The sequence below is a fragment of the Enterobacter sp. UCD-UG_FMILLET genome (assembly GCF_000762975.1).
Lineage (GTDB): Bacteria > Pseudomonadota > Gammaproteobacteria > Enterobacterales > Enterobacteriaceae > Enterobacter > Enterobacter dykesii.
Genome location: NZ_JRJC01000008.1, coordinates 317,111 through 343,941, shown reverse-complemented (window position 1 = coordinate 343,941; position 26,831 = coordinate 317,111). Strand labels below are relative to the sequence as shown.

Here is a 26,831-nt window from a genome sequence, read left to right as displayed (position 1 = left end):
TTATTTCAGCGCCGCTTTGTCAGGTGAAGCACAGACCCGGTAAATTCCTGCAAAGCGCATTTGTGCGAAAGGCTGTTTTGACGCGGGCGTTTGGGCTATGCTATGCGGATCTGAATTACCACATCCATTGGCTACATTTGTAGCTGTATTGAAAACAGGACCACTGGCTGCCATGCAAGAGCAATACCGCCCGGAAGAGATAGAATCAAAAGTCCAGCAACACTGGGACGAGAAGCGCACCTTTGAAGTAACCGAAGACGAGAGCAAAGAGAAGTATTACTGCCTGTCGATGCTTCCCTATCCTTCTGGTCGACTACACATGGGCCATGTGCGTAACTACACCATCGGCGATGTGATTGCACGCTACCAGCGCATGCTGGGTAAAAACGTTCTGCAGCCTATCGGCTGGGATGCGTTCGGTCTGCCTGCGGAAGGCGCGGCGGTCAAAAACAACACCGCGCCGGCGCCGTGGACGTACGACAACATCGCGTACATGAAAAACCAGCTCAAAATGCTGGGCTTTGGCTATGACTGGAGCCGCGAGCTGGCAACCTGTACCCCGGAATACTATCGCTGGGAGCAGAAGTTCTTCACCGAGCTGTATAAAAAAGGCTTGGTGTATAAGAAGACCTCTGCCGTTAACTGGTGTCCGAATGACCAGACCGTTCTCGCGAACGAACAGGTTATCGACGGCTGCTGCTGGCGCTGTGACACTAAAGTTGAGCGTAAAGAGATCCCACAGTGGTTTATCAAAATCACCGCTTACGCTGATGAGCTGCTGAACGATCTGGATAACCTCGACCACTGGCCAGATACCGTTAAGACCATGCAGCGCAACTGGATCGGCCGTTCTGAAGGCGTGGAGATTACCTTCAACGTTGAGAACTACGACCAGACCCTGACCGTCTACACCACCCGTCCGGACACCTTCATGGGCGCGACCTACCTGGCCGTGGCCGCAGGTCACCCGCTGGCGCAGAAAGCGGCAGAAAACAACCCGGAGCTGGCAACCTTCATCGACGAGTGCCGCAACACCAAAGTGGCCGAAGCCGACATGGCGACGATGGAGAAAAAAGGCGTCGCGACAGGCTTCTATGCGAAGCATCCACTGACTGGCGAAGCGATTCCAGTCTGGGCAGCGAACTTCGTGCTGATGGAGTACGGTACAGGCGCGGTAATGGCCGTACCGGGACACGACCAGCGCGACTACGAGTTTGCCACCAAATACAGCCTGCCGATCAAAGCCGTTATTCTGGCCGCCGATGGTTCTGAACCCGATCTGTCCGAACAAGCGCTGACTGAAAAAGGCACCCTGTTTAACTCCGGTGAATTCAGCGGCCTGAGCTTCGAAGAGGGCTTCAACGCCATCGCCGATAAGCTGGCCTCTCTGGGCGTGGGCGAGCGTAAAGTTAACTTCCGTCTGCGCGACTGGGGCGTGTCCCGTCAGCGTTACTGGGGTGCGCCAATTCCAATGGTGACGCTGGAAGATGGCACCGTGATGCCAACGCCGGAAGATCAGCTCCCGGTGATCCTGCCGGAAGACGTGGTCATGGACGGTATCACCAGCCCGATCAAAGCCGATCCTGAGTGGGCAAAAACCACCGTCAACGGTCAGCCTGCGCTGCGTGAAACCGACACTTTTGACACCTTTATGGAGTCATCCTGGTACTATGCCCGCTACACCTGCCCGCAGTATCAGGACGGCATGCTGGATTCCAAAGCAGCGAACTACTGGCTGCCGGTAGACATCTACATCGGCGGCATCGAACACGCCATCATGCACCTGCTCTACTTCCGCTTCTTCCACAAATTGATGCGCGATGCAGGCATGGTGAACTCTGACGAACCAGCAAAACAGCTGCTGTGTCAGGGCATGGTGCTGGCAGATGCGTTCTATTATGTTGGTGCCAACGGCGAGCGTAACTGGGTTTCACCGGTTGATGCGATCGTCGAGCGTGACGAGAAGGGCCGTATCGTTAAGGCGAAAGACGCCGAAGGTCATGAACTGGTCTACACCGGCATGAGCAAGATGTCCAAGTCGAAAAACAACGGTATCGATCCGCAGGTGATGGTTGAGCGTTACGGTGCGGATACCGTGCGTCTGTTCATGATGTTTGCCTCTCCGGCGGACATGACCCTGGAATGGCAGGAGTCCGGCGTGGAAGGGGCGAACCGCTTCCTGAAACGCGTCTGGAAACTGGTTTACGAACACACTGCACTGGGCGATGCCCCGGCGCTGAACGCCGCCGCACTGACTGAAGATCAGCAGGCGCTGCGTCGCGATGTTCATAAAACGATTGCGAAAGTGACCGATGATATTGGTCGTCGTCAGACCTTCAATACCGCAATTGCGGCTATTATGGAACTGATGAACAAGCTGGCGAAGGCTCCGCAGGACGGTGAGCAGGATCGTGCCCTCATGCGTGAAGCGCTGCTGGCCGTCGTTCGCATGCTGAACCCGTTCACTCCACACGTTAGCTTTACCCTGTGGCAGGAGCTGAAAGGCGAAGGCGATATCGACAACGCACCGTGGCCGCAGGCTGACGAAGCCGCGATGGTGGAAAACACGACGCTGGTTGTGGTCCAGGTAAACGGCAAAGTCCGCGGTAAAATTACCGTGGCGGTCGATGCAACCGAAGAACAGGTTCGCGAGCGCGCGGGCCAGGAACCTCTGGTCGCAAAATATCTTGAGGGCGTTACCGTACGTAAAGTGATCTACGTACCGGGTAAACTGCTCAATCTGGTCGTTGGCTAAGCGCGGGAGGAAACGTGCGACAACTGGCAACAATACTCTTATCACTGGCGGTGCTTGTCACCGCTGGCTGTGGCTGGCACCTGCGCAATACCACGGCGGTGCCTGCTGAGATGAAAACGATGATTTTCGACTCATCAGATCCGAATGGTCCACTCAGCCGGGCAGTTCGTAATCAGCTGCGTCTGAATGGCGTTGAGCTTGTTGAGAAACAAACGCTGCGCCAGGATGTACCGTCTCTGCGTATCCTCGGAGGAGGTCTGTCGAGAGATACAGCCTCTATCTTCCAGGATGGCCGTACCGCAGAGTATCAGATGGTGCTGACGGTCAACGCAGCGGTCCTGATCCCGGGTAAAGACATCTACCCGATCAGCGCGAAAGTGTACCGTTCGTTCTTCGACAACCCGCAGACGGCGCTGGCAAAAGATGCCGAACAGCAGATTATCATCAACGAAATGTACGACAAGGCGGCGGAACAGCTGATTCGTAAACTGCCAGGCATTGCAGCGTCTACCCGACAAGGTTCTGACATTGTTGAAAAACCGGTTGCTGGCACGCTTCCTGCTGCTAACTCTCTGGGTAAATGATGATCAGGCTGTATCCTGAACAACTCCGCGCGCAGCTCAAAGAAGGGCTGCGCGCGGCGTATCTGCTTCTTGGAAACGATCCGTTATTACTTCAGGAAAGCCTGGATGCCGTGCGGCATGAGGCCACCTCTCAGGGCTTCGATGAACACCACACCGTCCAGCTGGATAACAACACCGACTGGAATGCCCTCTTCTCACTCTGTCAGGCGATGAGCCTTTTTGCGTCACGCCAGACTATTCAGATCCTGCTGCCGGAGAACGGTCCTAACGCGGCCATCAATGAACAGCTGGCCACGCTGGTCAGCCTGCTTCACAGCGATCTGCTGCTGATTGTGCGCGGCAACAAGCTCACCAAAGCGCAGGAAAATGCGGCGTGGTTCACCCAACTCGCAGCCCACGCGGTGCAGGTCACCTGTCAGACGCCTGAACAGGCGCATCTGCCAAAATGGGTGGCAGCGAGAGCGAAGCAGAACAACCTTCAGTTAGATGATGCGGCGAACCAACTGCTCTGCTACTGCTATGAAGGTAACCTGCTGGCCCTGACGCAGGCGCTGGACAGACTCTCCCTGCTCTGGCCGGATGGCAAGCTGACCTTACCGCGCGTCGAGCAGGCCGTTAACGACGCGGCGCACTTCACGCCGTTCCACTGGGTGGACGCGCTGCTGTCGGCGAAGAGCAAACGCGCCCTGCATATTCTGCAACAGCTGCGTCTCGAAGGGAGCGAACCGGTTATTCTGCTGCGTACGCTGCAGCGCGAATTGCTGCTGCTGATTACGCTCAAGCGTCAGTCTGCCCATACGCCGCTGCGTTCGCTCTTTGATAAACACCGCGTGTGGCAAAATCGCCGGGCTTTGATCACCGAGGCCGTCAACCGCCTGAGTCATGAACAGCTTCGTCAGGCTGTGCAGCTTCTGATGCGCGCTGAGCTCACGTTAAAACAAGATTATGGCCAGTCGGTCTGGGCGGAGCTGGAAAGCCTTTCTCTGCTGCTCTGCCACAAGGCGCTGGCAGACGTTTTTATTGATGGATAGCATGCATTCTTTACAGGCCTTATATGGCGGCACCTTCGACCCGGTCCATTACGGGCACCTGAAGCCGGTTGAAATTCTGGCGAATCTGATCGGGCTTCAGCGCGTCACCATCATGCCCAACAATGTCCCGCCCCATCGTCCACAGCCCGAGGCGACCAGCGAGCAGCGAAAAGAGATGCTTGCCCTTGCCATCTCAGATAAACCGCTGTTCCGACTTGACGAGCGTGAGCTGCGTCGCGACACGCCCTCCTGGACCTCGCAGACGCTTCAGGAGTGGCGCGCCGAACAAGGGCCAGACCAGCCTCTGGCTTTTATCATCGGCCAGGATTCCCTGCTGAACTTCCCCACGTGGCATCAGTATGAAACCATCCTGGAGAACAGCCACCTGCTCGTCTGCCGCCGTCCCGGCTATCCGCTGACCATGCGCGAAGAGCAGTACCAGCAGTGGCTGGAAGATCACCTCACCGATAATGTCGAAGATCTTCACAACCAGCCTGCCGGGAAGATCTATCTGGCGGAAACGCCGTGGTTCGATATCTCTGCGACCCTCATTCGCGAGCGTTTACAGCAGGGTTTAGCGTGTGACGATCTGCTGCCAACCCCGGTGCTGGCCTATATCCATGCGCACGGTTTGTATCAGAAAAGCGCAGATGAATAGCCGGAGAGCATAAAAAGCGGCTTATTGTTTATCCTGCCTTGACAGGGTAAGCCATACTGTTATTCTCCGCTGCCAGACTTTCCCGCCGATCATTGCTTTACAGAAATTGTTTTACAAAAATGGCAATGCAATCTCAGGCGGAGGGTGGGATGATACCCGCCTTCAAAAGCCCGGCCGGAGACATTTGTCCCGACGCAGGCGTGAGTTCAGGTATACTGTCTGGCTACGAATTCAAAGTTTTACAATCTCATTCACCCCAGGGGGAAAACTTGCAGGGTAAAGCACTCCAGGATTTTGTTATTGACAAAATTGATGACCTGAAAGGTCAGGACATCATCGCTATCGACGTTAAGGGTAAATCCAGTATTACCGACTGCATGATTATCTGCACCGGTACATCGACGCGTCATGTTGTTTCAATTGCCGATCACGTGGTTCAGGAATCGCGTGCAGCAGGGCTGTTGCCGCTGGGTGTTGAAGGTGAAGCGACGGCTGACTGGGTGGTTGTCGACCTCGGCGATGTGATTGTCCACGTCATGCAGGACGAGAGCCGTCGCCTGTATGAGCTGGAAAAACTCTGGGGTTAATGCGTGAAGTTACAGCTGGTCGCCGTCGGCACCAAAATGCCGGACTGGGTACAAACCGGTTTTACTGAATATCTGCGTCGTTTTCCAAAAGACATGCCGTTCGAGCTGGTGGAAATTCCCGCCGGTAAGCGCGGCAAGAACGCTGATATCAAACGTATTCTCGATAAAGAGGGCGAACTGATGCTGGCTGCCGCAGGCAAAAACCGCATCGTCACCCTCGATATTCCAGGTAAACCCTGGGATACGCCGCAGCTGGCGCAAGAACTGGAGCGCTGGAAGCAGGATGGTCGTGACGTCAGTCTGTTGATTGGCGGACCAGAAGGGTTATCCCCTGCCTGCAAAGCGGCGGCTGAACAAAGTTGGTCTCTCTCCGCGCTGACGCTTCCCCACCCGCTCGTTCGGGTACTGGTGGCAGAAAGCCTGTATCGCGCGTGGAGCATTACTACCAACCACCCCTATCACCGCGAGTAATGACTGACCAGGGTAGATTAAGCAGCGGATGAAACTACAGAATTCTTTTCGCGACTATACGGCTGAGTCCGCGCTGTTTGTGCGCCGGGCGCTGGTCGCCTTTACCGGGATTTTGCTGCTTACCGGCGTGCTGATCGCCAACCTCTATAATCTGCAAATTGTCCGCTTTACCGACTACCAGACGCGTTCAAACGAAAACCGCATTAAGCTGGTGCCTATCGCACCCAGCCGCGGCATTATTTACGATCGTAACGGCACTCCGCTGGCGTTGAACCGCACCATCTATCAAATCGAGATGATGCCGGAAAAAGTCGATAATGTTCAGGATACGCTGGAAGCGCTAAAAAGCGTTGTCGACCTTAACGATGACGATATTGCGGCCTTCAAAAAAGAGCGCGCCCGCTCTCACCGCTTCACATCTATTCCGGTTAAAACCAATCTGACGGAAGTCCAGGTGGCCCGCTTTGCGGTAAATCAGTACCGTTTCCCCGGCGTGGAAGTGAAGGGATATAAGCGTCGCTACTATCCCTACGGCTCCGCGCTGACGCATGTGATTGGCTACGTTTCCAAGATTAACGACAAAGACGTTGACCGCCTTGATAAAGACGGCAAGCTGGCCAACTACGCTGCAACGCACGATATCGGTAAGCTGGGGATCGAACGTTACTACGAAGACGTTCTGCACGGGCAAACCGGCTATGAAGAGGTTGAAGTTAACAACCGCGGCCGCGTGATCCGCCAGCTGAAAGAAGTGCCGCCTCAGGCGGGGCATGACGTCTATCTGACGCTCGATCTTAAACTTCAGCAGTACATCGAAACCCTGCTGGCGGGCAGCCGTGCAGCCGTTGTGGTCACCGATCCTCGTACCGGCGGCATCCTGGCGATGGTCTCCATGCCTAGCTATGACCCGAACCTCTTCGTGGACGGTATTTCCAGTAAAGACTATTCCGGTCTGCTGAATGACCCGAACACGCCGCTGGTGAACCGCGCGACGCAAGGGGTTTACCCGCCAGCATCAACGGTTAAACCGTACGTGGCGGTCTCTGCGCTAAGTGCCGGCGTCATCAACCGTAATACCAGCCTGTTTGACCCGGGCTGGTGGCAGCTGCCGGGTTCAGATAAGCGCTATCGTGACTGGAAAAAATGGGGCCACGGTCATCTGAACGTCACCAAATCGCTGGAGGAATCCGCGGATACCTTCTTCTATCAGGTGGCGTATGACATGGGTATCGACCGCCTGTCTGAGTGGATGAGCAAATTCGGCTACGGGCATTACACCGGCGTTGACCTTTCAGAAGAACGTTCTGGCAACATGCCAACGCGTGAATGGAAGCTGAAGCGCTTTAAAAAACCGTGGTATCAGGGTGACACCATTCCGGTGGGTATCGGCCAGGGTTACTGGACAGCGACGCCGATTCAGATGAACAAAGCCATGATGATCCTCATCAATGACGGCGTGGTAAAAGTGCCTCATCTGCTGCAGAGCACGGTTGAAGACGGCAAAAAAGTGCCGTGGAATCAGCCGCACGAGGCCCCGGTGGGAGACATTCATTCCGGCTTCTGGGAAATTGCGAAAGACGGTATGTACGGCGTGGCAAATCGCCCGAACGGTACCGCGCATAAGTACTTCGCCGGTACGCCGTATAAAGTAGCCGCAAAATCGGGTACTGCGCAGGTGTTTGGTCTGAAAGCCAACGAAACCTATAACGCGCACCGCATTGCTGAACGTCTGCGTGACCATAAGCTGATGACGGCGTTTGCCCCTTATGATAACCCGCAGGTCGCGGTAGCGATGATTCTGGAGAACGGCGGTGCCGGACCAGCAGTAGGGACCATCATGCGCCAGATCCTTGACCACATTATGCTGGGTGATAACAACACCGAACTGCCGGCTGAAAACCCGGCCGCCGCTGCGGCGGAGGACCAATAATCATGACGGATAATCCAAATAAAAAATCGCTGTGGGACAAAATCCACATCGACCCAGCCATGCTGCTGATCCTGCTGGCTCTGCTGGTTTACAGCGCCCTGGTTATCTGGAGCGCCAGCGGCCAGGACATCGGCATGATGGAGCGCAAAATCGGCCAGATCGCCATGGGCCTGATCATTATGGTAGTGATGGCGCAAATCCCGCCGCGCGTATACGAAGGCTGGGCCCCCTATCTCTACATCTTCTGTATTATTTTGCTGGTTGCGGTAGATGCGTTTGGCGCCATTTCAAAAGGCGCGCAGCGCTGGCTGGATCTGGGCGTTGTCCGCTTCCAGCCCTCGGAAATTGCCAAAATCGCCGTTCCGTTGATGGTGGCACGCTTTATCAACCGCGACGTCTGTCCACCGTCTCTGAAAAATACCGCCATCGCGCTGGTGCTTATTTTCCTGCCGACGCTGCTGGTTGCGGCGCAGCCTGACCTTGGCACCTCAATTCTTATCGCCCTTTCCGGCCTGTTTGTCCTTTTCCTGTCGGGACTGAGCTGGCGCCTGATTGGTATCGCGGTGGTGCTGGTTGCGGCGTTCATTCCTATCCTCTGGTTCTTCCTGATGCATGATTACCAGCGCCAGCGCGTCATGATGCTGCTCGATCCGGAAACCGATCCGCTGGGCGCGGGCTATCATATTATTCAGTCCAAGATTGCAATTGGCTCCGGCGGCCTGCGCGGTAAAGGCTGGCTGCACGGCACGCAGTCGCAGCTGGAGTTTTTACCTGAACGTCACACCGACTTTATCTTTGCGGTACTGGCGGAAGAGCTGGGGCTGGTTGGCATCTTAATATTGCTGGCGCTGTACGTCCTGCTGATCATGCGGGGATTGTGGATTGCAGCACGCGCGCAAACCACCTTTGGTCGCGTCATGGCCGGCGGGTTGATGCTGATTTTATTCGTTTATGTCTTCGTAAATATTGGTATGGTGAGTGGTATTCTGCCGGTGGTAGGCGTACCGCTGCCGCTGGTGAGTTACGGAGGCTCGGCACTGATCGTGTTGATGGCTGGGTTTGGTATCGTGATGTCGATCCATACCCACAGAAAAATGTTGTCAAAAAGCGTATAAAAATAAGGGGATCGGAATGCGTAAGCAGTGGCTGGGGATCTGCATCGCGGCAAGTTTACTTGCGGCCTGCACAAGTGATGATGGTCAGCAACAGGCAACCGTCGCGCCGCCGCAGCCTGCGGTGTGTAATGGCCCGATCGTTGAAATCAGCGGTGCCGATCCCGTTTATGAACCGCTGAATGCCAGTGCCAATCAGGATTACGAGCGCGACGGCAAAAGCTATAAAATTGTTCAGGATCCTTCCCGTTTTAGTCAGGCGGGTTTTGCCGCCATTTATGATGCCGAGCCAGGCAGTAACCTGACGGCTTCCGGGGAAGCGTTCGACCCAATGCAGCTGACGGCAGCACATCCGACGCTGCCGATCCCGAGCTACGCCCGTATCACCAACCTGGCGAATGGCCGCATGATCGTCGTGCGTATCAACGACCGCGGCCCGTACGGGAATGACCGTGTGATTTCCCTGTCGCGCGCGTCTGCCGATCGCCTGAACACCTCAAACAACACCAAGGTCCGTATTGATCCGATTATCGTCGCGCAGGATGGTTCGCTCTCCGGGCCGGGAACCGCGTGTACGACGGTGGCAAAACAGACCTATGCCCTTCCTGACCGCCCAAATCTTGACGGCGGGATGGGAAGCGTCTCGTCTCCGGCAGAGCCTGCTCAGCCGGGGGGAGAAATACGTCCGATCAGCAATGACACGCTGCAAAGCGAGGATTCTACCGGCGCGCCGGTAAAGAGTAGCGGTTTTCTTGGCGCACCGACGACCTTAGCCTCAGGCGTGCTGGAAGGCAGTGAGCCGACTCCAGCCCCTGCTCCCGTTGCGGCACCAGCAACTCAGCCGGCTCCCGTAACGGCGCCAGCGGCCACGCAAAGTGCGGCGGTGGCGGCTCCAACAGCGGCCAGCGGCAGCTATATGGTTCAGGTAGGCGCAGTGAGCGATCAGGCCCGGGCCAAACAGTATCAACAGCGTCTGAGCCAGCAGTTTGGCGTACCGGGACGCGTTGAACAGAACGGCGCGGTCTGGCGCATTCAGATGGGACCGTTTGCCAGCAAATCGCAGGCCGCGTCCCTGCAGCAGCGTCTGCAGAATGAAGCTCAACTTCAGTCATTTATCGCTGTTGCGAAATAATTAACCGGCGGTATCCGAATTGTCAGTTTGTGTAAAACACATTCACAAACTCATGCTTAAAGTCGGATGCCTGCCTGAATAGCATTTGCTATAGTAAGGCACTTTTTTTAATTCCATCACGGATGTCGTAGTTCTGACCATGAAGACCACTTTTTCTGCTCGTTTTGTGCAGCGCATGGCGCTGACCACGGCCCTTTGCGCGGCTGCGCTCTCTGCAGCTCACGCCGATGACCTGAATATCAAGACCATGATCCCTGGCGTTCCGCAAATCGACGCGGAATCCTACATCCTGATCGATTACAACTCTGGCAAAGTGCTGGCAGAACAGAATGCCGATGCCCGCCGTGACCCGGCCAGCCTGACCAAAATGATGACCAGCTATGTTATCGGCCAGGCGATGAAGGCTGGTAAATTCAAAGAATCGGATCTGGTCACCATCGGTAACGATGCGTGGGCAACCGGAAACCCTGTATTCAAAGGTTCCTCTCTGATGTTCCTGAAGCCGGGTATGCAGGTTCCTGTTTCCCAGCTGATTCGCGGTATCAACCTGCAGTCGGGTAACGATGCCTGCGTGGCAATGGCCGATTTCGCCGCCGGTAGCCAGGACGCATTCGTGGGCCTGATGAACAGCTACGTTAATGCGCTGGGTCTGAAAAACAGCCATTTCCAGACCGTACACGGCCTGGACGCAGACGGTCAGTACAGCTCCGCACGTGATATGGCCCTGATTGGTCAGGCGCTGATCCGCGATGTCCCTAATGAATACTCTATTTATAAAGAGAAAGAGTTCACCTTCAACGGTATTCGTCAGACCAACCGTAACGGCCTGCTGTGGGATAACAGCCTGAACGTTGACGGCATCAAAACTGGCCACACCGACAAAGCGGGCTACAACCTGGTGGCTTCTGCCACTGAAGGTCAGATGCGTCTGATCTCTGCCGTGATGGGCGGCCGCACCTTTAAAGGTCGTGAAACCGAAAGCAAGAAACTGCTGACCTGGGGCTTCCGCTTCTTCGAAACCGTGAACCCACTGAAAGCAGGCAAAGAGTTTGCGTCTGAACCCGTCTGGTTCGGCGACAACGACCGTGCTTCACTCGGCGTTGATAAAGACCTCTACCTGACCATTCCACGCGGTCGTATGAAAGGATCTGAAAGCCAGCTACGTGCTGAACAGCACCGAACTGCACGCCCCGCTGCAGAAAAACCAGGTTGTGGGCACGATCAACTTCCAGCTGGATGGCAAAACGATCGATCAGCGTCCGCTGGTTGTCCTGCAGGAAATTCCTGAAGGCAATTTCTTCGGCAAAATCATTGATTACATTAAATTGATGTTCCATCACTGGTTTGGTTAAAAATTGAACACTTGAAAGCGTGATTTTGATCCCCATATACTAAGTATCCTGATAACTCCCACCTGACGTGGGAGTTATTATTTTTTGACGTTACGCCGGAGCTGACATGAAAACCAAACTTAACGAACTGCTTGAATTCCCTACCTCATTTACCTACAAAGTAATGGGTCTGGCGAAACCTGAGCTGGTTGATCAGGTGGTTGAAGTGGTACAGCGCCATGCGCCGGGTGACTACTCTCCGTCAGTAAAACCAAGCAGCAAGGGCAACTACCACTCGGTTTCTATTACCATCACTGCGACACACATTGAGCAGGTGGAAACGCTGTACGAAGAGCTCGGCAATATCGAAATTGTTCGTATGGTGCTGTAGTCCCTTTGCGGTTACCCGGTTTGCCGGGTAACCCCTCTCCCCCGCTGTGATATACTCCCCCACACCTTTTGTCCCTCGTCTTCGGAGACGCAGTTTTGTATCAGGATAAAATTCTGGTCCGTCACCTCGGGCTGCAACCTTATGAGCCTGTCTCCCAGGCCATGCATGACTTCACCGATTCACGCGATGACAGCACCCCAGATGAAATCTGGCTGGTCGAACACCTGCCGGTATTTACGCAGGGCCAGGCGGGTAAAGCAGAGCATTTGCTAGTGACGGGAGATATCCCGGTTATTCAGAGCGATCGCGGCGGTCAGGTCACGTATCATGGGCCCGGGCAGCAGGTGATGTACGTCCTGCTCAATCTGAAGCGTAGAAAGCTGGGCGTGCGTGAACTGGTGACCTTACTTGAAAACACTGTCGTCAACACCCTGGCAGAATATGGTATTGACGCGCATCCGCGCGCCGATGCGCCGGGCGTCTACGTTGGGGAAATGAAGATTTGTTCTCTGGGGCTGCGTATTCGTAAAGGCTGCTCATTCCATGGCCTGGCCTTGAATATTAATATGGATCTCGCGCCTTTCCAGCGCATAAACCCCTGCGGCTACGCCGGCATGGAAATGACGCAAATGTGTCAGTGGGTTGAAACCGCTACGCCAGAACATATTCGTCCCGTGCTTTTAAAGCATATGTTAGCACTACTTAACAATCCCCCGCACGAATATATCCCTGCTTAATATATCATACTACAGGGCTCGCTAATTTGACGGGCCGCTGTTTATTTACCGCTTTTGCGCTTTACAATAATCCGCGGATTCTATATTTTCGAAGCGCCCGAATATTATCGCTACATATTATTTAGCCTCCAGCAAGCATGGCAAACACGGCATAAGTAATGTGAGCAATTATCACACAACTGTTTGTTTTTGATAAACAAGTGAAACAAAACCAACACTTTACGAATCTCTACAAGCATAATAAATAAATTCAACTATCATTCATATTGTGAATGTATACGGAGTGAAAGCGTGGAGTATAATAATTTACCGGCCAAACGACTGAATGAACCCGGTGGCGAAGACAAGCCGCAAATTTTTCGGACTTTACGTAATATTGATCTCAATTTACTGACTATTTTTGAGGCAGTATATGTCCATAAGGGTATCGTTAACGCTGCGAAAATTCTTAATCTCACGCCATCAGCAATAAGTCAGTCAATCCAAAAGCTTCGCGCTATATTTCCTGACCCGTTATTTATCCGTAAGGGCCAGGGGGTAACGCCGACGGCTTACGCTACCCATCTTCATGAGTACATCAGCCAGGGGCTTGAGTCGATTCTGGGCGCACTTGATTTAACCGGAAGCTATGATAAGCAGCGAACCATCACCATCGGCTGTTCCCCTTCTGTAGGGGTGCTGGTCATGCCTGCGATCTTTCAGGCCGTGAAAGAGCATGCGCCGCAGCTTCTGTTACGCAACGTGCCTCTCAAAGAACCTGACATTCAGCTTGCCCAGTTCCAGACGGACCTGATTATTGAAAGCGGCAGCTTCAGTGCCAGAGCTCTGGGGCAAAATGTGCTTTATGCGGATAACCTGGTATTGGTTTGCCGCCAGCAGCATCCTGCTCTTAGCGAGCCGTTAACCATCGAAAACCTGCGCAACTACGACCACTCATCTTTCATGACCGAAGGGCAATCTAATCATGCACTTCGTCAGCGTATTGATGAAATTTTCCCGGAACGTCAGATCAGCTTCAGCAGTTACAATATGTTTACCACCGCATCCCTGATCGGCAGCAGCGACATGCTGTGCGTTATGCCATCACGCCTGTACAGCCTGCTACAAAAATGCTGGCCGCTGGAAAGCATCCCGCTCAGTCAGCTTAATGCGGAATCTATCGAGATTTCACTGCATTACAACAAGCTGAGTTTGCGCGATCCGGTCCTGGAAAACGTCATCCGCATTATCCGTCAGGCCTTCTGACAGGTTTAGCCAGCACAAGTCCCTGCAACCCGCAGGGCAAAAGGCACAAAACAACAACTATTTTACAAATTGGCGATCTGGCAGGCTGCTTTAACGACCGTTTCAATGATATACTGCCTGTCGTTCGTTCAAAAATAGTTGATAAATACAACATTCCCTTGAATTGAAACGCTTTCCTTCGATATTCGCAACTGGAACACGCACGCTATGAGTAAACCCATTGTGATGGAACGCGGTGTTAAATACCGCGATGCCGATAAAATGGCCCTTATCCCGGTTAAAAACGTGGCTACAGAGCGCGAGGCGCTGTTAAGAAAACCGGAATGGATGAAAATCAAACTTCCGGCCGACTCTTCGCGTATCCAGGGGATCAAAGCGGCGATGCGCAAGAATGGCCTTCACTCCGTCTGTGAAGAAGCCTCTTGCCCGAACCTTGCTGAATGTTTCAATCACGGTACAGCGACGTTTATGATTCTGGGTGCTATCTGTACCCGCCGCTGCCCGTTCTGCGATGTTGCTCATGGCCGTCCAGTCGCTCCTGATGCTAACGAACCCCAGAAACTGGCGCAGACCATCGCCGACATGGCGCTGCGTTATGTGGTTATCACATCCGTTGACCGTGACGACCTGCGTGATGGTGGTGCTCAGCACTTCGCCGACTGTATTACGGCCATTCGCGAGAAAAGCCCTAACATCAAAATCGAGACGCTGGTGCCTGATTTCCGCGGCCGTATGGACCGCGCGCTGGATATCCTCACCGCAACGCCGCCAGATGTGTTTAACCACAACCTGGAGAACGTGCCGCGTATCTACCGTCAGGTGCGTCCGGGCGCTGACTATAACTGGTCCCTGAAACTGCTGGAGCGTTTCAAAGAAGCGCATCCGCATATTCCAACCAAGTCTGGTCTGATGGTGGGCCTGGGTGAAACCAATGAGGAAATCATCGAGGTGATGCGCGATCTTCGCCGCCACGGTGTGACCATGTTGACCCTGGGCCAGTATCTGCAGCCAAGCCGCCACCACCTGCCGGTACAGCGCTACGTGAGTCCGGACGAGTTCGATGAAATGAAAGCCGAAGCGATGGCGATGGGCTTCACCCACGCAGCCTGCGGCCCATTCGTGCGCTCCTCATACCATGCCGATATGCAGGCTAAAGGCGAAGAAGTTAAATAATGCTGTAATATTCATTTACAGTAATACAAAAAAACCGGCCTCATGAGCCGGTTTTTTTTCGCAAGCCCTCAGGCGTTGCCGTCACTCTTTGTGAGAAAGCTTGTCTGCCGGGACGTCATCCTCGGCGCTTTTCTTCGCCGCTGCATCATCATCGTTCATCGCTTTCTTAAAGCCTTTGATGGCAGCCCCCAGGTCACCACCCAGCGTGCGTAACTTCTTGGTACCAAACAGCAGGACGACCAGTGCGGCAACCACCAGCAGTTTGGTAATACTAATCTCACCCATAGATACCTTCTTTACTTAAAACAGGCTGCATTCAGCGCCAAAACCTGACTGTATTAACGGTCATTTAGCGCGTGCACACAATAGCAATCTGTAACAAGGTGAATCAAGCATTGTTGAAAAAAACATCACAATAATTGCGGTGGCGCAAACCGACGATTGCGAAGAACGGGTAATTGCTGACGCGCAAGCGCAATTCTTTCTGAGTTTATCTCCGCCACCAGCAAATCCGGGGCTTCAGCGGCAGCGGCGATCGTCACCCCCAGCGGATCAACCACCCTACTTTGCCCAATGTTTTTCGTGCCACATTCTCCTGCGGCAACGACATAGCAGGTGGTATCCAGCGCGCGCGCCGCAAGCAGCGTTGCCCAGTGGTGCTCTTTTAACGGCCCTCTGACCCACGCGGCAGGCAGCACCAGTACGTCCGCCCCCTGCAGCGCCAGATGCAGCGCCAGCTCGGGAAAACGCAGGTCATAGCAGGTCATCAGCCCGATCCTGAATCCGTCAATCTCCAGCAGCGGTGGGATATTGTCTCCGGGGTCAACGCGTCGCGACTCCTGGATGCTGAACGCATCATAGAGGTGAAGCTTGGCGTAGCGTGCGACTATGGTCCCGTCACGAATCGCCACCAGCGTATTCACCGCCCGGCCCGGCGTGGAGGGAACATGGATCGTTAAGATCGTCGTCATCGTATTGCCTGCGCTTTGGGCGAGCAATTGCTGTAAGAATTCGCCGTCCAGCGGCTGCGCGGACTTTACGGATAAATCCGGGTCGTTATCTGCTCTGGCCAGCAGCGCCTCGGGGAGAACCAACAGCGACGCGCCTTTCTGCCGGGCCTGCTTCATCAGGTTGACGCATGTTTTCGCATTCACATGCCAGTCAGGCGTGACGGCAAACTGCCCTACCGCTACATACATATTTGTCCCCTCATCATAAACGGCGTTAAACTCGCTACTCTTACACATCAAATAGCAGGTATTAAGCGTGTTACAACTACTTTTAGCCGTTTTTATTGGTGGGGGAACGGGTAGCGTTGCGCGATGGTTTCTGAGTATGCGGTTTAATCCCCTGCATCAGGCGATTCCTATGGGAACACTTGCCGCAAACCTGATTGGTGCTTTCATCATTGGTATGGGGCTGGCCTGGTTTAATCGAATGACGCACATCGACCCAATGTGGAAAGTATTGATTACCACCGGATTCTGCGGCGGTTTGACCACCTTCTCAACCTTTTCTGCGGAAACGGTTTTTCTCTTTCAGGAAGGCCGTATCGGGTGGGCACTGATGAATATCGCGATTAACATGCTCGGATCCTTTGCGATGACGGGGATCGCATTTTGGCTCTTTTCTTCCGCAAGCGCGCATTAACAACCGAACCGTTAATGTTGGCTTAATTTTTCTCTGTCACTCTGCATGCAGTACTGAACGAGGGTGACAGAATGAAACAGAGTCTGATGAGCGCAGGAATGGTGTTGTTGAGCGTGCTGATCGTTGCCAGCTTCCTGAAAATGTATCTGCTAGGCTGATTTAAAACGAAAAAAACCCGCTCAGTGAGCGGGTTTTACTCTACACGCTGACCTTCAGCCAGAGTTTTGAAACCATTAGACTGGATTGCAGAGAAGTGTACGAACACGTCTTTGCTGCCATCTTCAGGAGTAATGAAACCGAATCCTTTGGACTCATTAAACCACTTAACGTTACCTTTAATCTTAGACATCAAAATTACCTTTACATTAAAAAACGACACAAATGCTGTGTCGGTTATCAGTACATCAATTGTGGGACCTTTTGTCCAGCGGATCTTTGATAAAAAGTGACTAAAGTCGCGTTAATTTTCACTGACAGATTTTTATCGCTTATGAATCAGCGCCTGCGCGTTTTTTCACCAGTATGTAACGTTTTGTCAGTTAAAACTGAAAACGCATCCAGGCGAAGTAAACGTTACCGTTGTTATACGTACCCGGAATGTAGGTCATCTGGAACGTTGCGGGACCATAGCCAATAGAGGCCAAAGGCAGCAGCACCGGGATTGGAATGTATTTCCAGTTGTCACGTGCAGTGACCCCGGCGGTATAGCCCAAACCGACGTGGAAGTTCTCGTCCGCTAGCGGGCGCCAGGTTTTCTCCCAGCCATATCCCCCAATCGGCTCCCATTTATTAAACGAGTCTTTGAAGGCCATCAGATAGATACCATGCCAGTTTCCCTTTTCATCCCAGCGGGACTGGCCAAAACCTGCGCCCCACGGACGCTCGTTGTATTTATCGGTTTTCTCTTTGTCATAAGCAAAACGCGCATGCCACGTTATTGCCGGGACATAGAGATCATAATGTTCAGGTGCCGTCCAGGTCTGGGAAACATTATCCGTAAAGGTTGAAAACCAGCCTTTATCCGTCGCGTTTTCTTCTGCCTGTGCAACAGAAGAAAACGTTAACTGCCCAAAAATAAACAACAAAATAGAGAAAAATGTATTACGTACAATCACAATGCAATTACCATTCTTAGTATTCGAGGCAAAGTTTACCACAACATAGTTGAATAAAGGCTTAACGGCATCGGCGTTATTCCTAATTATTCGGCCACTTCCCGGGAATATTCTTAAAGAAAGCCGACGATACGTTCAAATAAGCCCACAAGGTGTGTGACTTTTACCATTTTGCATTGTTAAACAGCAACTTGTAAAACCACACAAAGCATTAACAATTTGTTATCATTATTAATGACATGTTGCGCGGTTTCTGACGGTCAAGGACCTCATGACATAAATGTATGGACCATGGCAAAAACACGGTTGTTCTGTTCTTTAGTCGTCAGTTTATTGATTTTAATCAGCAAGAACAGAACATTTATTCGGCACATTTTCATCCTTCTTTTTTTATTGATTTTTTGTGCTCCATTGCAGCAGAGATACAGGGGAAATCATGCTTACGTTATTCGAACTCCTTATTGGAGTCGTCGTCATTGTCGGCGTCGCACGCTACATCATTAAAGGCTACTCGGCCACGGGCGTATTATTTGTCGGCGGTTTAACGCTGCTGATTATCAGCGCAATAATGGGGCACCAGGTGTTACCTGCCAGCGCGACCAGTACCGGTTACACTGCTACAGATATTGTTGAATACATTAAAATATTGCTCATGAGCCGCGGCGGTGACCTGGGTATGATGATCATGATGCTGTGCGGTTTTGCAGCCTACATGACCCACATCGGCGCCAACGACATGGTCGTTAAGCTTGCCTCCAAACCCCTGCAATACATCAACTCGCCGTATCTGCTGATGGTCGCCGCCTATTTCCTCGCCTGCCTCATGTCGCTGGCCGTTTCGTCAGCTACCGGACTTGGCGTACTGCTCATGGCGACGCTGTTCCCGGTTATGGTGAACGTCGGTATCAGCCGTGGCGCGGCCGCGGCAATTTGCGCGTCTCCGGCAGCGATTATTCTCTCCCCGACCTCCGGCGACGTCGTGCTGGCGGCAAAGGCGGCGGAGATGTCACTCATCGACTTCGCCTTTAAAACCACGTTACCAATCTCGATTGTTGCCATCGTGGGCATGGGGATCGCGCATTTCTTCTGGCAGCGCTATCTCGATAAGAAAGAAAACATCAGCCATGAAATGATGGACGTGAGTGAGATCACCACGACGGCTCCCGCGTTCTACGCCATTCTGCCGTTCACCCCGATCGTCGGAGTGCTGATTTTTGACGGCAAATGGGGTCCACAGCTGCACATCATCACCATTCTGGTCATCTGTATGCTGCTGGCCGCCGTGCTGGAGTTTGTACGCGGTTTTAACACGCAAAAAGTCTTCTCGGGTCTGGAAGTTGCGTATCGCGGTATGGCGGATGCCTTCGCTGGCGTGGTGATCCTGCTGGTTGCAGCGGGCGTTTTTGCCCAGGGTCTGAGCACGATCGGCTTTATCCAGAGCCTGATTTCTATCGCCACCTCGTTCGGCTCGGCCAGTATTATCCTGATGCTGGTTCTGGTGGTGCTCACCATGCTGGCAGCCATGACCACCGGTTCCGGTAATGCGCCTTTCTACGCTTTCGTTGAGATGATCCCGAAACTGGCTCACTCCTCCGGTATTAACCCGGCCTACCTCTCCATTCCCATGCTGCAGGCGTCAAACCTGGGTCGTACCATTTCGCCGGTGTCGGGCGTGGTCGTCGCCGTTGCCGGGATGGCAAAGATCTCGCCATTCGAAGTGGTCAAACGCACCTCAGTGCCCGTTATAGTTGGTCTGATTATCGTGATTATCGCCACCGAAGTGCTGGTTCCCGGCGCGGCCTAAGCTAAATTATGGATATCCAAAAAGCGCCTGCGGGCGCTTTTTGTGCTTTAATAACTTCCAGAAATAAATCGTGCTCATTCGATCAGGAAATCATATGTTCAGGAAGGATATCGTCATCCCGTCTGGCGCAATGGCGCTTGCTCTCTATATCTTCTCCGCTCAGGCGGAACCGCTGAAGGCAACACAGTATGGCGATTTCGATCGCTATGTGCTGGCGCTGTCCTGGCAAACCGGGTTTTGCCAGAGCATGGTCGAGCGCAACCGCAATGAACCTGACGAATGTCGCCTGCAAAAAGAGCGCGATAATAAAGCCGATTTTCTGACCGTTCACGGTCTATGGCCTGGCCTGCCGAAATCTATTGCCGCACGCGGCGTGGATGAGCGTCGATGGATGCGTTTTGGCTGCGCCACGCGCCCTATCCCGAACATGCCGGAAGTGAAGGCCAGCCGCAAATGCAATGCAGCCGAAACCGGACTGTCGCTTTCCGCGGCCGCAAAGCTCAACGACGTGATGCCGGGCGCGGGCGGTAATTCCTGCCTGGAACGTTATGAATATGCCAAACATGGCGTCTGCTTTGGTTTCGATCCGGATGCCTATTTCGGCACGATGGTGCGGATGAATCAGGAAGTTAAAAACAGCGCGGTTGGTAAATTCCTCGCCGATAATTACGGGAAAACCGTCAATCGCAGCGACTTTGACATTGCCGTTGCCAAAAGCTGGGGCAAAGAAAACATCAAAGCGATCAAGCTGACCTGCAACGGCAATCCGGCGTATCTGACCGAGATGCAGGTTTCGCTTAAGGCGGACACCATTAACAACCCGCTTTCTGCGGCGTCATTTGCCCCGCAGCCACATCCGGGTAACTGCGGAAAACAGTTTGTGATTGATAAAGCCGGCTACTGAGCCGCGCCCGGGCGCACCATATCAAACCGGTTTTCATCGCTGATGCCATAGTACGCCGTCGGCCCACCCGCACGCAGGATGGGCTGCGCCTTAGCCGTCTGGTAAATCCCCTCTTCCAGCAGCGTTTCGGCAATATGGATACCGACCACCTCCCCCAGCACCAGCCAGGTATCGACCGGCGTCCCGTCGGCACCGGTAAGCTGAATGCACTGCGACAGGCGGCACTCAAAGTTTACCGGGCTTTCCGCGACGCGCGGCGCGCTAACCAGCTGGCTGGCTGCAGGCGTGAGTCCGGCAAAGCTAAATTCATCCCGATCGTGAGGAAGCATGGCAGAGGTTTGGTTCATGGCTTCGGCAAGATCGCGGGTTGCGAGGTTCCAGACAAACTCTTTTGTTTCGTTAATATTACGCACGCTGTCCTTCCAGCCGTTGCTGGAATAACCGATGATCGGCGGGCGATAGTTAAAGCAGTTAAAGAAGCTGTACGGAGCGAGGTTGAGCTGACCTGCCTTATCGCATGACGAGATCCAGCCGATCGGACGCGGTCCAATAATGGCGTTCAGCGGATCGTGCGGCAGGCCGTGACCCTGAGACGGTTGGTAGAAGTACATAATTCTCTCTCGTTGGTGGGCAACGCCCGGGTTCAGGACACTCAGCGTAACGTATTCCGCCCGGAATGAAGACTGAATAAATTTCAGCGAAAATTCATATGGACCATGAATGTGACCTTCATCACTTCAAACTTGCGCGCTCAGCCAGTATCATCGGGAGAGTTAAACCCTCGCTGCCAGACGGCGAGGGTTTTCTTTTGGATTGGTTTCTGCGTTACACGCAGCATTAACGACATGGAGTAAAAATGTCCAGACCTACAATTATCATCAATGAGCTCGACGCAGAACGTATCGACAGGCTGCTGGAAAAAGCAGAGTTTGCCTCACTTCCCGTGGCCGACGCCCTGAATGAGGAGCTCGACCGGGCGCAGATGTGCACGCCTGAGACGATGCCGCATGACGTGGTCACCATGAACAGCCAGGTAAAATTCCGCAACCTGACCACCGGTGAAGAGCTGACCCGCACGCTGGTTTACCCGGCTCAGATGACCGACAGCAGCGCACAGCTTTCTGTTCTTGCGCCTGTGGGTGCCGCACTGCTGGGCCTGCGCACGGGCGATACCATCCACTGGGAATTGCCGGGCGGCGCCTCTGCTCATCTTGAAGTGCTGGCGTTGCTCTACCAGCCAGAAGCCGCGGGCGATTACCTGCGTTAACCACTTCTGACCAAGCGCCCACCCGCTTTGCACAGAGGATGCAGCCGCATCCTCTTTCCGTAAATTCACCCCATTTTCTTATATCGCGCAAAAAGCCCTTAATCCACGCTTAATCTGTTTTGGTGCCGTGGGGACGGTCATGAGTGAGATACTGGCTATCACACTTATTTTTCTGATTATTGCGGCGATTATCGTCATGGCCGTGCTTTATCTTGAACGCCACAGCTAGGCGAGTATTCATGCAACGCCACCGGGGAAAGCATTTACCAGGCCCTTAACTTTCTGCTCTGCGGCCTCGGGTGTTTCTGCACCAGGGACCAGAATCACCTTCCGGCACTCCTCCTCCCGTTTTTCGAATACCTTATAGGCGCGTTCCGCATCAGCCAGGGGGAGATAATGGGTCACGATCTCTTCCGGGGTAAGCAGCCCTTTTTCGATCAGCGGCAGCAGTTCACCCAGCCAGGCATGGACGTGCGTCTGGCCCATTTTGAACGTCAGCCCCTTATCAAAGGCATCGCCAAACAGGAAGCCATGAATAAACCCGGCGTACACGCCGGGTACGCTAACTACGCCACCGCGTCGAACGGCAGCAATGCACTGCCGCAACGCTTTGCCGCTACTGCCTTCAATTTTAAGATTGCTGAGGATCGTTTCGGTGGTGCTACCTTTCGCTTCGAACCCTACCGCATCAATCACGGCGTCAACGCCGCGCTGGCCAGCGGTCTGTTCGATGATTTTTTCCGCCGCGTCGTTATCAGCATCAAAGTTGATGGGAATTGCGCCGTAACGCGCCTCGGCAAATCGCAAACGGTACGGGTGGTGATCGATAACAAAAATCTGCTCAGCCCCTAACAGCCGCGCGCAGGCAATAGTCAGTAGCCCCACCGGCCCGGCGCCGAAAACCGCAACGCTTGAGCCTTTTTCAATCTGCGCATTTTTTGCCGCCTGCCAGGCCGTGGGCAAAATATCGGACAGGAACAGCGCCTTATCATCGGAAAGAAGCTGCGGGACCTTAAACGGCCCGACGTTGCCTTTTGGCACGCGGACATACTCAGCCTGTCCCCCCGGCACGCCGCCGTAGAGATGACTGTAGCCAAACAGCGCGGCCGGCGCGGGAATTTGCTTTTTGTTAAGCGCGGCGCCCTGCCCGGCATTGGTATTCTCACAGGCTGCGTATTGCTGCAGACGACAGAAGAAACAGTCTCCGCAGGCGATGACAAAGGGGATCACCACGCGATCGCCTTTTTGCAAATTCTTCACCTCTGCGCCGCACTCGACGATTTCCCCCATAAACTCATGGCCAAAAATGTCGCCGTGCTGCACCTTCGGGATCTTTCCGCGATAGAGATGCAAATCGGAGCCGCAGATAGCCGTGGCCGTGACGCGCAGAATGATATCGTCGGGCTGTTCGATAATGGGATCGGGGACATTCTCGACGCGAACATGGTGCGGACCGTGATACGTAAGTGCTTTCATGCGACCTCCGAAAGGTTCCAGGTAAGTGTATAAGGGTAGCTATCCCTGAAGGTCTGCCCCGGAATACGGGGCTTTTGAGATTTATCCTGGTGAGATAGGAAAACTGACGGAGCGCTTACAGAAACCATTTATTTTTTATGGTTGAATGAGTACAGCGTTTATAAACAAGGAGAAACGGGTATGTATCAGAGAATCATTATGCCGGTTGATGTTTTTGAGATGGAGCTGAGCGACAAGGCCGTTCGCCATGCGGAGTTCCTGGCGCAGCAGGACGGTGTTATCCATCTTTTGCACGTACTGCCGGGCTCCGCCAGCCTGAGCCTGCACCGCTTTGCCGCCGATGTACGCCGCTTCGAGGAGCATTTGCAGCATGAAGCGGAAACGCGCCTGCAAACCATGGTCAGCCACTTCAGCATCGACCCTTCTCGCATCAAAACGCACGTCAGATTCGGCAGCGTACGCGATGCGGTAAACGAACTGGCGAACGAACTGAAAGCAGACGTGGTGGTCATCGGTTCGCGCAACCCTTCCATTACCACGCATCTGCTGGGCTCTAACGCCTCCAGCGTGATCCGCCACACCCACATACCGGTGATGGTCGTAAGATAAAAAAAGAGGCCACCTTTCGGTGGCCTCTCGCTATTGCAGGTGTAGCCTTACTTTCTTCTATTATGCGGTTTTGGTGCGAATCAGATAGTCAAAGGAACTCAGAGACGCCTTCGCCCCTTCGCCCGTGGCGATAATGATCTGTTTGTACGGCACGGTGGTGCAGTCGCCCGCCGCAAACACGCCTTTCACGCTGGTTTCACACTTCGCATCGATGATGATTTCGCCCATGCGGTTGCGCTCAATCGCCCCTTCCAGCCAGGTGGTATTTGGCAGCAGACCAATCTGCACGAAGATCCCTGACAGCTGAACGCTGTGCACGTCGCCGCTCACGCGGTCGCGGTATTCCAGGCCCGTCACTTTGCTGCCGTCGCCCTTCACTTCCGTGGTCTGCGCGTTCAGTACGATATCGACGTTTTTCAGGCTGCGAACTTTATCCTGCAGAACCTGGTCGGCCTTCATCTCTGGAGCGAACTCCAGAAGGGTAACGTGCTCAACAATCCCCGCCAGGTCGATAGCCGCTTCCACGCCGGAGTTACCGCCGCCGATCACCGCCACGCGTTTACCTTTAAACAGCGGGCCGTCGCAGTGCGGACAGTAGGTCACGCCTTTGGTGCGGTACTGATCTTCGCCCGGGACGTTCATGTTGCGCCATTTCGCACCGGTGGCAATGATAATGCTGCGCGCTTTCAGCACCGCGCCGGACGCGGTTTCAATCTGGTGTAAACCACCCTCTACTGCGGCCGGAACCAGCTTGCTGGCGCTCTGGCTGTCGATCACGTCTACGTCATAGTCGCTGACGTGCGCCTTCAGCGCCCCCGCCAGCTTCTGGCCTTCGGTCTTCGGTACGGAGATGTAGTTTTCGATGTCCACGGTATCGAGCACCTGGCCACCAAAGCGTTCGCCCATCAGGCCGGTACGAATACCTTTACGCGCGGAGTACACCGCTGCCGCCGCACCCGCAGGGCCGGAACCGACGATCAGCACGTCGTAGGCATCGCGTTTGTTCAGCGCTTCCGCCGCACGTTTTTCAGCACCGGTATCCACTTTGGCAACGATTTCGGTCAGCGTCATACGGCCCTGGCCGAACTCTTTGCCGTTCATGTAGACCGCCGGAACGCCCATCACGTTGCGATCGGTGATTTCATTCTGAAAGGTACCGCCGTCAATTGCCGTGTGCTTGATGCGCGGGTTCAGGACCGACATCAGGTTCAGCGCCTGCACCACGTCCGGGCAGTTGTGGCAGGAGAGCGAGTAATAGGTTTCAAACTCAAAATCGCCGTCGATATCGCGGATCTGCTCCAGCAGCGCCTGCGCTTCTTTTGACGGATGACCACCGGTCCACAGCAGCGCCAGCACCAGTGAAGTAAATTCGTGGCCCAGCGGCGAACCGGCAAATCGCGGTCCCTGATCGGAGCCTGGATTGGTAATCAGGAAAGAGGGCTTACGGACCGGCAGCGCGTTGTCTTCTTTGAAGGTCACTTTCGGCGACAGCTCGGCGATCTCCGCCAGCAGTTCCTTGATCTCTGCCGATTTTGCGCTGTCGTCCAGCGTGGCAATCAGCTCAACGGGTTTGGTCAGTTTCTCAAGGTAGGCCTTGAGCTGGGTTTTCATGTTAGTGTCGAGCATTGTTCTTCCCTCTCTTAAGACGTCATCATGCAAGCTGCCTTATACGGGCGGCCTGAATGCAACTTGCATCATGGTGCTGGAATGAAATGGGCGCGGGTGCGCCCATTGATTGCCGGATGGGCAAAACTTAGATTTTACCAACCAGATCTAAGGATGGAGCCAGCGTTGCTTCGCCTTCTTTCCATTTCGCCGGGCACACTTCGCCTGGGTGAGAAGCCACGTACTGAGCGGCTTTCACTTTACGCAGCAGGTCAGAAGCATCACGGCCGATACCTTCAGCGGTAACTTCGATAGCCTGGATAATGCCCTGCGGGTCAACAACGAAGGTGGCGCGGTCAGCCAGGCCTTCATCTTCACGCATGTTGTCGAAGTTACGGGTCAGGGCGCCAGTCGGGTCGCCGATCATCGCGTATTTGATTTTCGCGATGGTTTCAGAGCTGCTGTGCCATGCTTTGTGGGTGAAGTGGGTATCGGTAGAGACAGAGTAAACGTCTACGCCCAGCTTCTGCAGTTCGTCGTAATGGTCTGCAACGTCACCCAGTTCAGTCGGGCAAACGAAGGTAAAGTCAGCCGGATAGAAGAAGAAGACGCTCCAGCGGCCTTCGGTATCTTTCTCGGTAACTTCGATGAACTCACCGTTTTTGAACGCCTGGTTTTTGAAAGGTTTAATTTTGGTATTAATCAAAGACATCTGTACTTCCTCCGTGTTTTCGTTGAGATGTAAGGTAACCAACTTTATTCATCGGGGCTAATGCGTATGCTTTATCAAATCAATCAGCCAAACCTTACAACGTCGACAAGACAACAAGGTGAACCTTTTACAGGAAAGCCTGAAAGTAAAAAGGCCGCCTCAACGGGCGGCCCTGATACCTGAATTCCCCGCAGGTACATTCAGTGCCAGCCGAAACTGGCGTTGCGTTGCGCTCTACAACCCTTTATATCAAGGCGGTAACAGCCGTTTGATTACACCACCCGCGCAGGGATTGAGCAATCCATAAGAGAGGCATTCCTGCCTATGGCTGTGATAGGTTGTGTCGAACATCATTCCGGAGCGCTATCAATTGATTTTCATTATAAAACTATCGCAATATATAAATGACAATTGTCATTTAAAATGATCGCACCCTTTTTCTAAGATAAAATCATCTCAATCGCTTTTGACGCGCCATTTCAATAATGTGCCACCGTGATATATTAAGATGATTTTAATTTAAAACTAAGAGAGCTAACCAAAAGAGTTATA

26 protein-coding genes and 2 pseudogenes are annotated in these 26,831 nt (G+C 53.7%); 20 read left to right on the top strand and 8 right to left on the bottom strand.

The genetic code is table 11. The features are described from left to right. Positions 1 to 172 precede the first annotated feature (172 nt). The 14 genes and pseudogenes from leuS to lipA all read left to right on the top strand — a co-directional run bounded on the left by leuS (position 173) and on the right by lipA (position 15,137). Positions 173 to 2,755: a leucine--tRNA ligase gene (gene leuS, locus LA04_RS04175; RefSeq protein ID WP_047650578.1), complete on the top strand. Its 2,583-nt coding sequence runs from the start codon at positions 173 to 175 to the stop codon at positions 2,753 to 2,755. Positions 2,756 to 2,769: 14 nt separating this feature from the next. Then, a complete protein-coding gene (lptE, locus tag LA04_RS04170; RefSeq protein ID WP_047650577.1) occupies positions 2,770 to 3,339 on the top strand; it encodes an LPS assembly lipoprotein LptE in 570 nt (189 codons plus the stop codon). Next, positions 3,339 to 4,370, top strand: coding sequence for a DNA polymerase III subunit delta (gene holA / locus LA04_RS04165; RefSeq protein WP_047650576.1), 1,032 nt, complete (start codon positions 3,339 to 3,341; stop codon positions 4,368 to 4,370). The genes lptE and holA overlap by 1 nt, the downstream gene beginning before the upstream one ends. Further along, a complete protein-coding gene (gene nadD / locus LA04_RS04160; RefSeq protein ID WP_047650575.1) occupies positions 4,363 to 5,028 on the top strand; it encodes a nicotinate-nucleotide adenylyltransferase in 666 nt (221 codons plus the stop codon). The genes holA and nadD overlap by 8 nt, the downstream gene beginning before the upstream one ends. A 269-nt stretch (positions 5,029 to 5,297) precedes the next feature. Next, positions 5,298 to 5,615, top strand: a complete 318-nt coding sequence (rsfS, locus tag LA04_RS04155) for a ribosome silencing factor (RefSeq protein ID WP_023334893.1) — start codon at positions 5,298 to 5,300, stop codon at positions 5,613 to 5,615. A gap of 3 nt (positions 5,616 to 5,618) precedes the next feature. Next, a complete protein-coding gene (gene rlmH, locus LA04_RS04150; RefSeq protein WP_023310748.1) occupies positions 5,619 to 6,086 on the top strand; it encodes a 23S rRNA (pseudouridine(1915)-N(3))-methyltransferase RlmH in 468 nt (155 codons plus the stop codon). Between the two features lie 28 nt (positions 6,087 to 6,114). Then, positions 6,115 to 8,016 (top strand): peptidoglycan DD-transpeptidase MrdA, encoded by a 1,902-nt coding sequence (gene mrdA, locus LA04_RS04145; RefSeq protein WP_023310747.1) that lies wholly within the window; start codon positions 6,115 to 6,117, stop codon positions 8,014 to 8,016. Positions 8,017 to 8,018: 2 nt separating this feature from the next. Continuing rightward, complete coding sequence (mrdB, locus tag LA04_RS04140) at positions 8,019 to 9,131, top strand: peptidoglycan glycosyltransferase MrdB (RefSeq protein WP_047650574.1); 1,113 nt, start codon at positions 8,019 to 8,021, stop codon at positions 9,129 to 9,131. 16 nt (positions 9,132 to 9,147) lie between these two features. Then, positions 9,148 to 10,260, top strand: coding sequence for an endolytic peptidoglycan transglycosylase RlpA (rlpA, locus tag LA04_RS04135; RefSeq protein ID WP_047650573.1), 1,113 nt, complete (start codon positions 9,148 to 9,150; stop codon positions 10,258 to 10,260). A 139-nt stretch (positions 10,261 to 10,399) separates the two neighbouring features. Further along, a pseudogene (dacA, locus tag LA04_RS04130) lies at positions 10,400 to 11,612 on the top strand (D-alanyl-D-alanine carboxypeptidase DacA). A 106-nt stretch (positions 11,613 to 11,718) separates the two neighbouring features. Further along, on the top strand, positions 11,719 to 11,982 hold the full coding sequence (ybeD, locus tag LA04_RS04125) for a DUF493 family protein YbeD (protein WP_006177135.1): 264 nt from the start codon (positions 11,719 to 11,721) through the stop codon (positions 11,980 to 11,982). Between the two features lie 95 nt (positions 11,983 to 12,077). Beyond that, positions 12,078 to 12,719, top strand: a complete 642-nt coding sequence (gene lipB, locus LA04_RS04120) for a lipoyl(octanoyl) transferase LipB (protein ID WP_047650572.1) — start codon at positions 12,078 to 12,080, stop codon at positions 12,717 to 12,719. Between the two features lie 291 nt (positions 12,720 to 13,010). Beyond that, on the top strand, positions 13,011 to 13,964 hold the full coding sequence (locus LA04_RS04115) for a YbeF family transcriptional regulator (protein WP_047650571.1): 954 nt from the start codon (positions 13,011 to 13,013) through the stop codon (positions 13,962 to 13,964). Between the two features lie 207 nt (positions 13,965 to 14,171). Further along, on the top strand, positions 14,172 to 15,137 hold the full coding sequence (gene lipA, locus LA04_RS04110; protein WP_023334887.1) for a lipoyl synthase: 966 nt from the start codon (positions 14,172 to 14,174) through the stop codon (positions 15,135 to 15,137). 81 nt (positions 15,138 to 15,218) lie between these two features. Here lipA and tatE read toward each other — a convergent pair whose 3' ends face one another. Together tatE and LA04_RS04100 are read right to left on the bottom strand one after the other, a co-directional pair. Beyond that, entirely contained in the window at positions 15,219 to 15,422 is a 204-nt protein-coding gene (gene tatE, locus LA04_RS04105) for a twin-arginine translocase subunit TatE (RefSeq protein ID WP_023310742.1), read from the bottom strand. A 125-nt stretch (positions 15,423 to 15,547) separates the two neighbouring features. Beyond that, on the bottom strand, positions 15,548 to 16,336 hold the full coding sequence (locus tag LA04_RS04100; RefSeq protein ID WP_047650570.1) for a deaminated glutathione amidase: 789 nt from the start codon (positions 16,334 to 16,336) through the stop codon (positions 15,548 to 15,550). Between the two features lie 67 nt (positions 16,337 to 16,403). Here LA04_RS04100 and crcB point away from each other — a divergent pair, with 67 nt between their 5' ends. Next, the gene (gene crcB / locus LA04_RS04095) at positions 16,404 to 16,787 is read left to right on the top strand and encodes a fluoride efflux transporter CrcB (protein WP_047650569.1); all 384 of its coding nucleotides are present in this window, start codon (positions 16,404 to 16,406) and stop codon (positions 16,785 to 16,787) included. A 196-nt stretch (positions 16,788 to 16,983) separates the two neighbouring features. Here crcB and LA04_RS04090 read toward each other — a convergent pair. Both LA04_RS04090 and pagP read right to left on the bottom strand, forming a co-directional pair. Then, a pseudogene (locus tag LA04_RS04090) lies at positions 16,984 to 17,136 on the bottom strand (cold shock domain-containing protein); the annotation flags it as partial. Between the two features lie 190 nt (positions 17,137 to 17,326). Beyond that, positions 17,327 to 17,902 carry a lipid IV(A) palmitoyltransferase PagP gene (gene pagP / locus LA04_RS04085; protein ID WP_047650568.1) on the bottom strand — a complete coding sequence of 192 codons (576 nt, stop codon included), beginning with the start codon at positions 17,900 to 17,902 and terminating at the stop codon, positions 17,327 to 17,329. 436 nt (positions 17,903 to 18,338) lie between these two features. On the opposite strand from pagP, the gene dcuC reads away from it, so the two are divergent. Together dcuC and rna are read left to right on the top strand one after the other, a co-directional pair. After that, positions 18,339 to 19,706 carry an anaerobic C4-dicarboxylate transporter DcuC gene (gene dcuC / locus LA04_RS04080; protein ID WP_023310737.1) on the top strand — a complete coding sequence of 456 codons (1,368 nt, stop codon included), beginning with the start codon at positions 18,339 to 18,341 and terminating at the stop codon, positions 19,704 to 19,706. Positions 19,707 to 19,836: 130 nt separating this feature from the next. Then, positions 19,837 to 20,610: a ribonuclease I gene (gene rna / locus LA04_RS04075; RefSeq protein WP_431606065.1), complete on the top strand. Its 774-nt coding sequence runs from the start codon at positions 19,837 to 19,839 to the stop codon at positions 20,608 to 20,610. On the opposite strand, the gene LA04_RS04070 is transcribed toward rna, so the two are convergent. Further along, the gene (locus tag LA04_RS04070; RefSeq protein WP_047650566.1) at positions 20,604 to 21,221 is read right to left on the bottom strand and encodes a flavin reductase family protein; all 618 of its coding nucleotides are present in this window, start codon (positions 21,219 to 21,221) and stop codon (positions 20,604 to 20,606) included. The two genes, rna and LA04_RS04070, sit on opposite strands and share 7 nt — an antisense overlap. A gap of 245 nt (positions 21,222 to 21,466) precedes the next feature. Here LA04_RS04070 and rnk point away from each other — a divergent pair, with 245 nt between their 5' ends. Both rnk and yldA read left to right on the top strand, forming a co-directional pair. After that, positions 21,467 to 21,877, top strand: coding sequence for a nucleoside diphosphate kinase regulator (gene rnk / locus LA04_RS04065; protein ID WP_023310734.1), 411 nt, complete (start codon positions 21,467 to 21,469; stop codon positions 21,875 to 21,877). A gap of 139 nt (positions 21,878 to 22,016) precedes the next feature. Then, positions 22,017 to 22,106 carry a small membrane protein YldA gene (yldA, locus tag LA04_RS25135; RefSeq protein WP_274518173.1) on the top strand — a complete coding sequence of 30 codons (90 nt, stop codon included), beginning with the start codon at positions 22,017 to 22,019 and terminating at the stop codon, positions 22,104 to 22,106. Positions 22,107 to 22,114: 8 nt separating this feature from the next. On the opposite strand, the gene LA04_RS04060 is transcribed toward yldA, so the two are convergent. Beyond that, complete coding sequence (locus LA04_RS04060; RefSeq protein WP_047650565.1) at positions 22,115 to 23,353, bottom strand: zinc-dependent alcohol dehydrogenase; 1,239 nt, start codon at positions 23,351 to 23,353, stop codon at positions 22,115 to 22,117. A 180-nt stretch (positions 23,354 to 23,533) separates the two neighbouring features. Here LA04_RS04060 and uspG point away from each other — a divergent pair, with 180 nt between their 5' ends. After that, a complete protein-coding gene (uspG, locus tag LA04_RS04055) occupies positions 23,534 to 23,962 on the top strand; it encodes a universal stress protein UspG (RefSeq protein WP_023310731.1) in 429 nt (142 codons plus the stop codon). A 60-nt stretch (positions 23,963 to 24,022) separates the two neighbouring features. Here uspG and ahpF read toward each other — a convergent pair whose 3' ends face one another. Both ahpF and ahpC read right to left on the bottom strand, forming a co-directional pair. Next, entirely contained in the window at positions 24,023 to 25,588 is a 1,566-nt protein-coding gene (gene ahpF / locus LA04_RS04050) for an alkyl hydroperoxide reductase subunit F (protein ID WP_047650564.1), read from the bottom strand. Between the two features lie 127 nt (positions 25,589 to 25,715). Beyond that, positions 25,716 to 26,279 carry an alkyl hydroperoxide reductase subunit C gene (gene ahpC / locus LA04_RS04045; protein ID WP_008501015.1) on the bottom strand — a complete coding sequence of 188 codons (564 nt, stop codon included), beginning with the start codon at positions 26,277 to 26,279 and terminating at the stop codon, positions 25,716 to 25,718. Positions 26,280 to 26,831: the final 552 nt, after the last annotated feature.

Excerpts from the sequence above, each read along its gene's own strand:
- tatE (WP_023310742.1), bottom strand. The coding sequence starts at position 15,422 with ATGGGTGAGATTAGTATTACCAAACTGCTGGTGGTTGCCGCACTGGTC.
- dcuC (WP_023310737.1), top strand. The coding sequence starts at position 18,339 with ATGCTTACGTTATTCGAACTCCTTATTGGAGTCGTCGTCATTGTCGGC.
- nadD (WP_047650575.1), top strand. The coding sequence starts at position 4,363 with ATGGATAGCATGCATTCTTTACAGGCCTTATATGGCGGCACCTTCGAC.
- LA04_RS04070 (WP_047650566.1), bottom strand. The coding sequence starts at position 21,221 with ATGTACTTCTACCAACCGTCTCAGGGTCACGGCCTGCCGCACGATCCG.
- rlpA (WP_047650573.1), top strand. The coding sequence starts at position 9,148 with ATGCGTAAGCAGTGGCTGGGGATCTGCATCGCGGCAAGTTTACTTGCG.
- uspG (WP_023310731.1), top strand. The coding sequence starts at position 23,534 with ATGTATCAGAGAATCATTATGCCGGTTGATGTTTTTGAGATGGAGCTG.
- ahpF (WP_047650564.1), bottom strand. The coding sequence starts at position 25,588 with ATGCTCGACACTAACATGAAAACCCAGCTCAAGGCCTACCTTGAGAAA.
- mrdB (WP_047650574.1), top strand. The coding sequence starts at position 8,019 with ATGACGGATAATCCAAATAAAAAATCGCTGTGGGACAAAATCCACATC.
- leuS (WP_047650578.1), top strand. The coding sequence starts at position 173 with ATGCAAGAGCAATACCGCCCGGAAGAGATAGAATCAAAAGTCCAGCAA.
- lipA (WP_023334887.1), top strand. The coding sequence starts at position 14,172 with ATGAGTAAACCCATTGTGATGGAACGCGGTGTTAAATACCGCGATGCC.
- yldA (WP_274518173.1), top strand. The coding sequence starts at position 22,017 with ATGAGTGAGATACTGGCTATCACACTTATTTTTCTGATTATTGCGGCG.
- holA (WP_047650576.1), top strand. The coding sequence starts at position 3,339 with ATGATCAGGCTGTATCCTGAACAACTCCGCGCGCAGCTCAAAGAAGGG.
- mrdA (WP_023310747.1), top strand. The coding sequence starts at position 6,115 with ATGAAACTACAGAATTCTTTTCGCGACTATACGGCTGAGTCCGCGCTG.
- ybeD (WP_006177135.1), top strand. The coding sequence starts at position 11,719 with ATGAAAACCAAACTTAACGAACTGCTTGAATTCCCTACCTCATTTACC.
- LA04_RS04100 (WP_047650570.1), bottom strand. The coding sequence starts at position 16,336 with ATGTATGTAGCGGTAGGGCAGTTTGCCGTCACGCCTGACTGGCATGTG.
- rnk (WP_023310734.1), top strand. The coding sequence starts at position 21,467 with ATGTCCAGACCTACAATTATCATCAATGAGCTCGACGCAGAACGTATC.
- rna (WP_431606065.1), top strand. The coding sequence starts at position 19,837 with ATGGCGCTTGCTCTCTATATCTTCTCCGCTCAGGCGGAACCGCTGAAG.
- LA04_RS04060 (WP_047650565.1), bottom strand. The coding sequence starts at position 23,353 with ATGAAAGCACTTACGTATCACGGTCCGCACCATGTTCGCGTCGAGAAT.
- ahpC (WP_008501015.1), bottom strand. The coding sequence starts at position 26,279 with ATGTCTTTGATTAATACCAAAATTAAACCTTTCAAAAACCAGGCGTTC.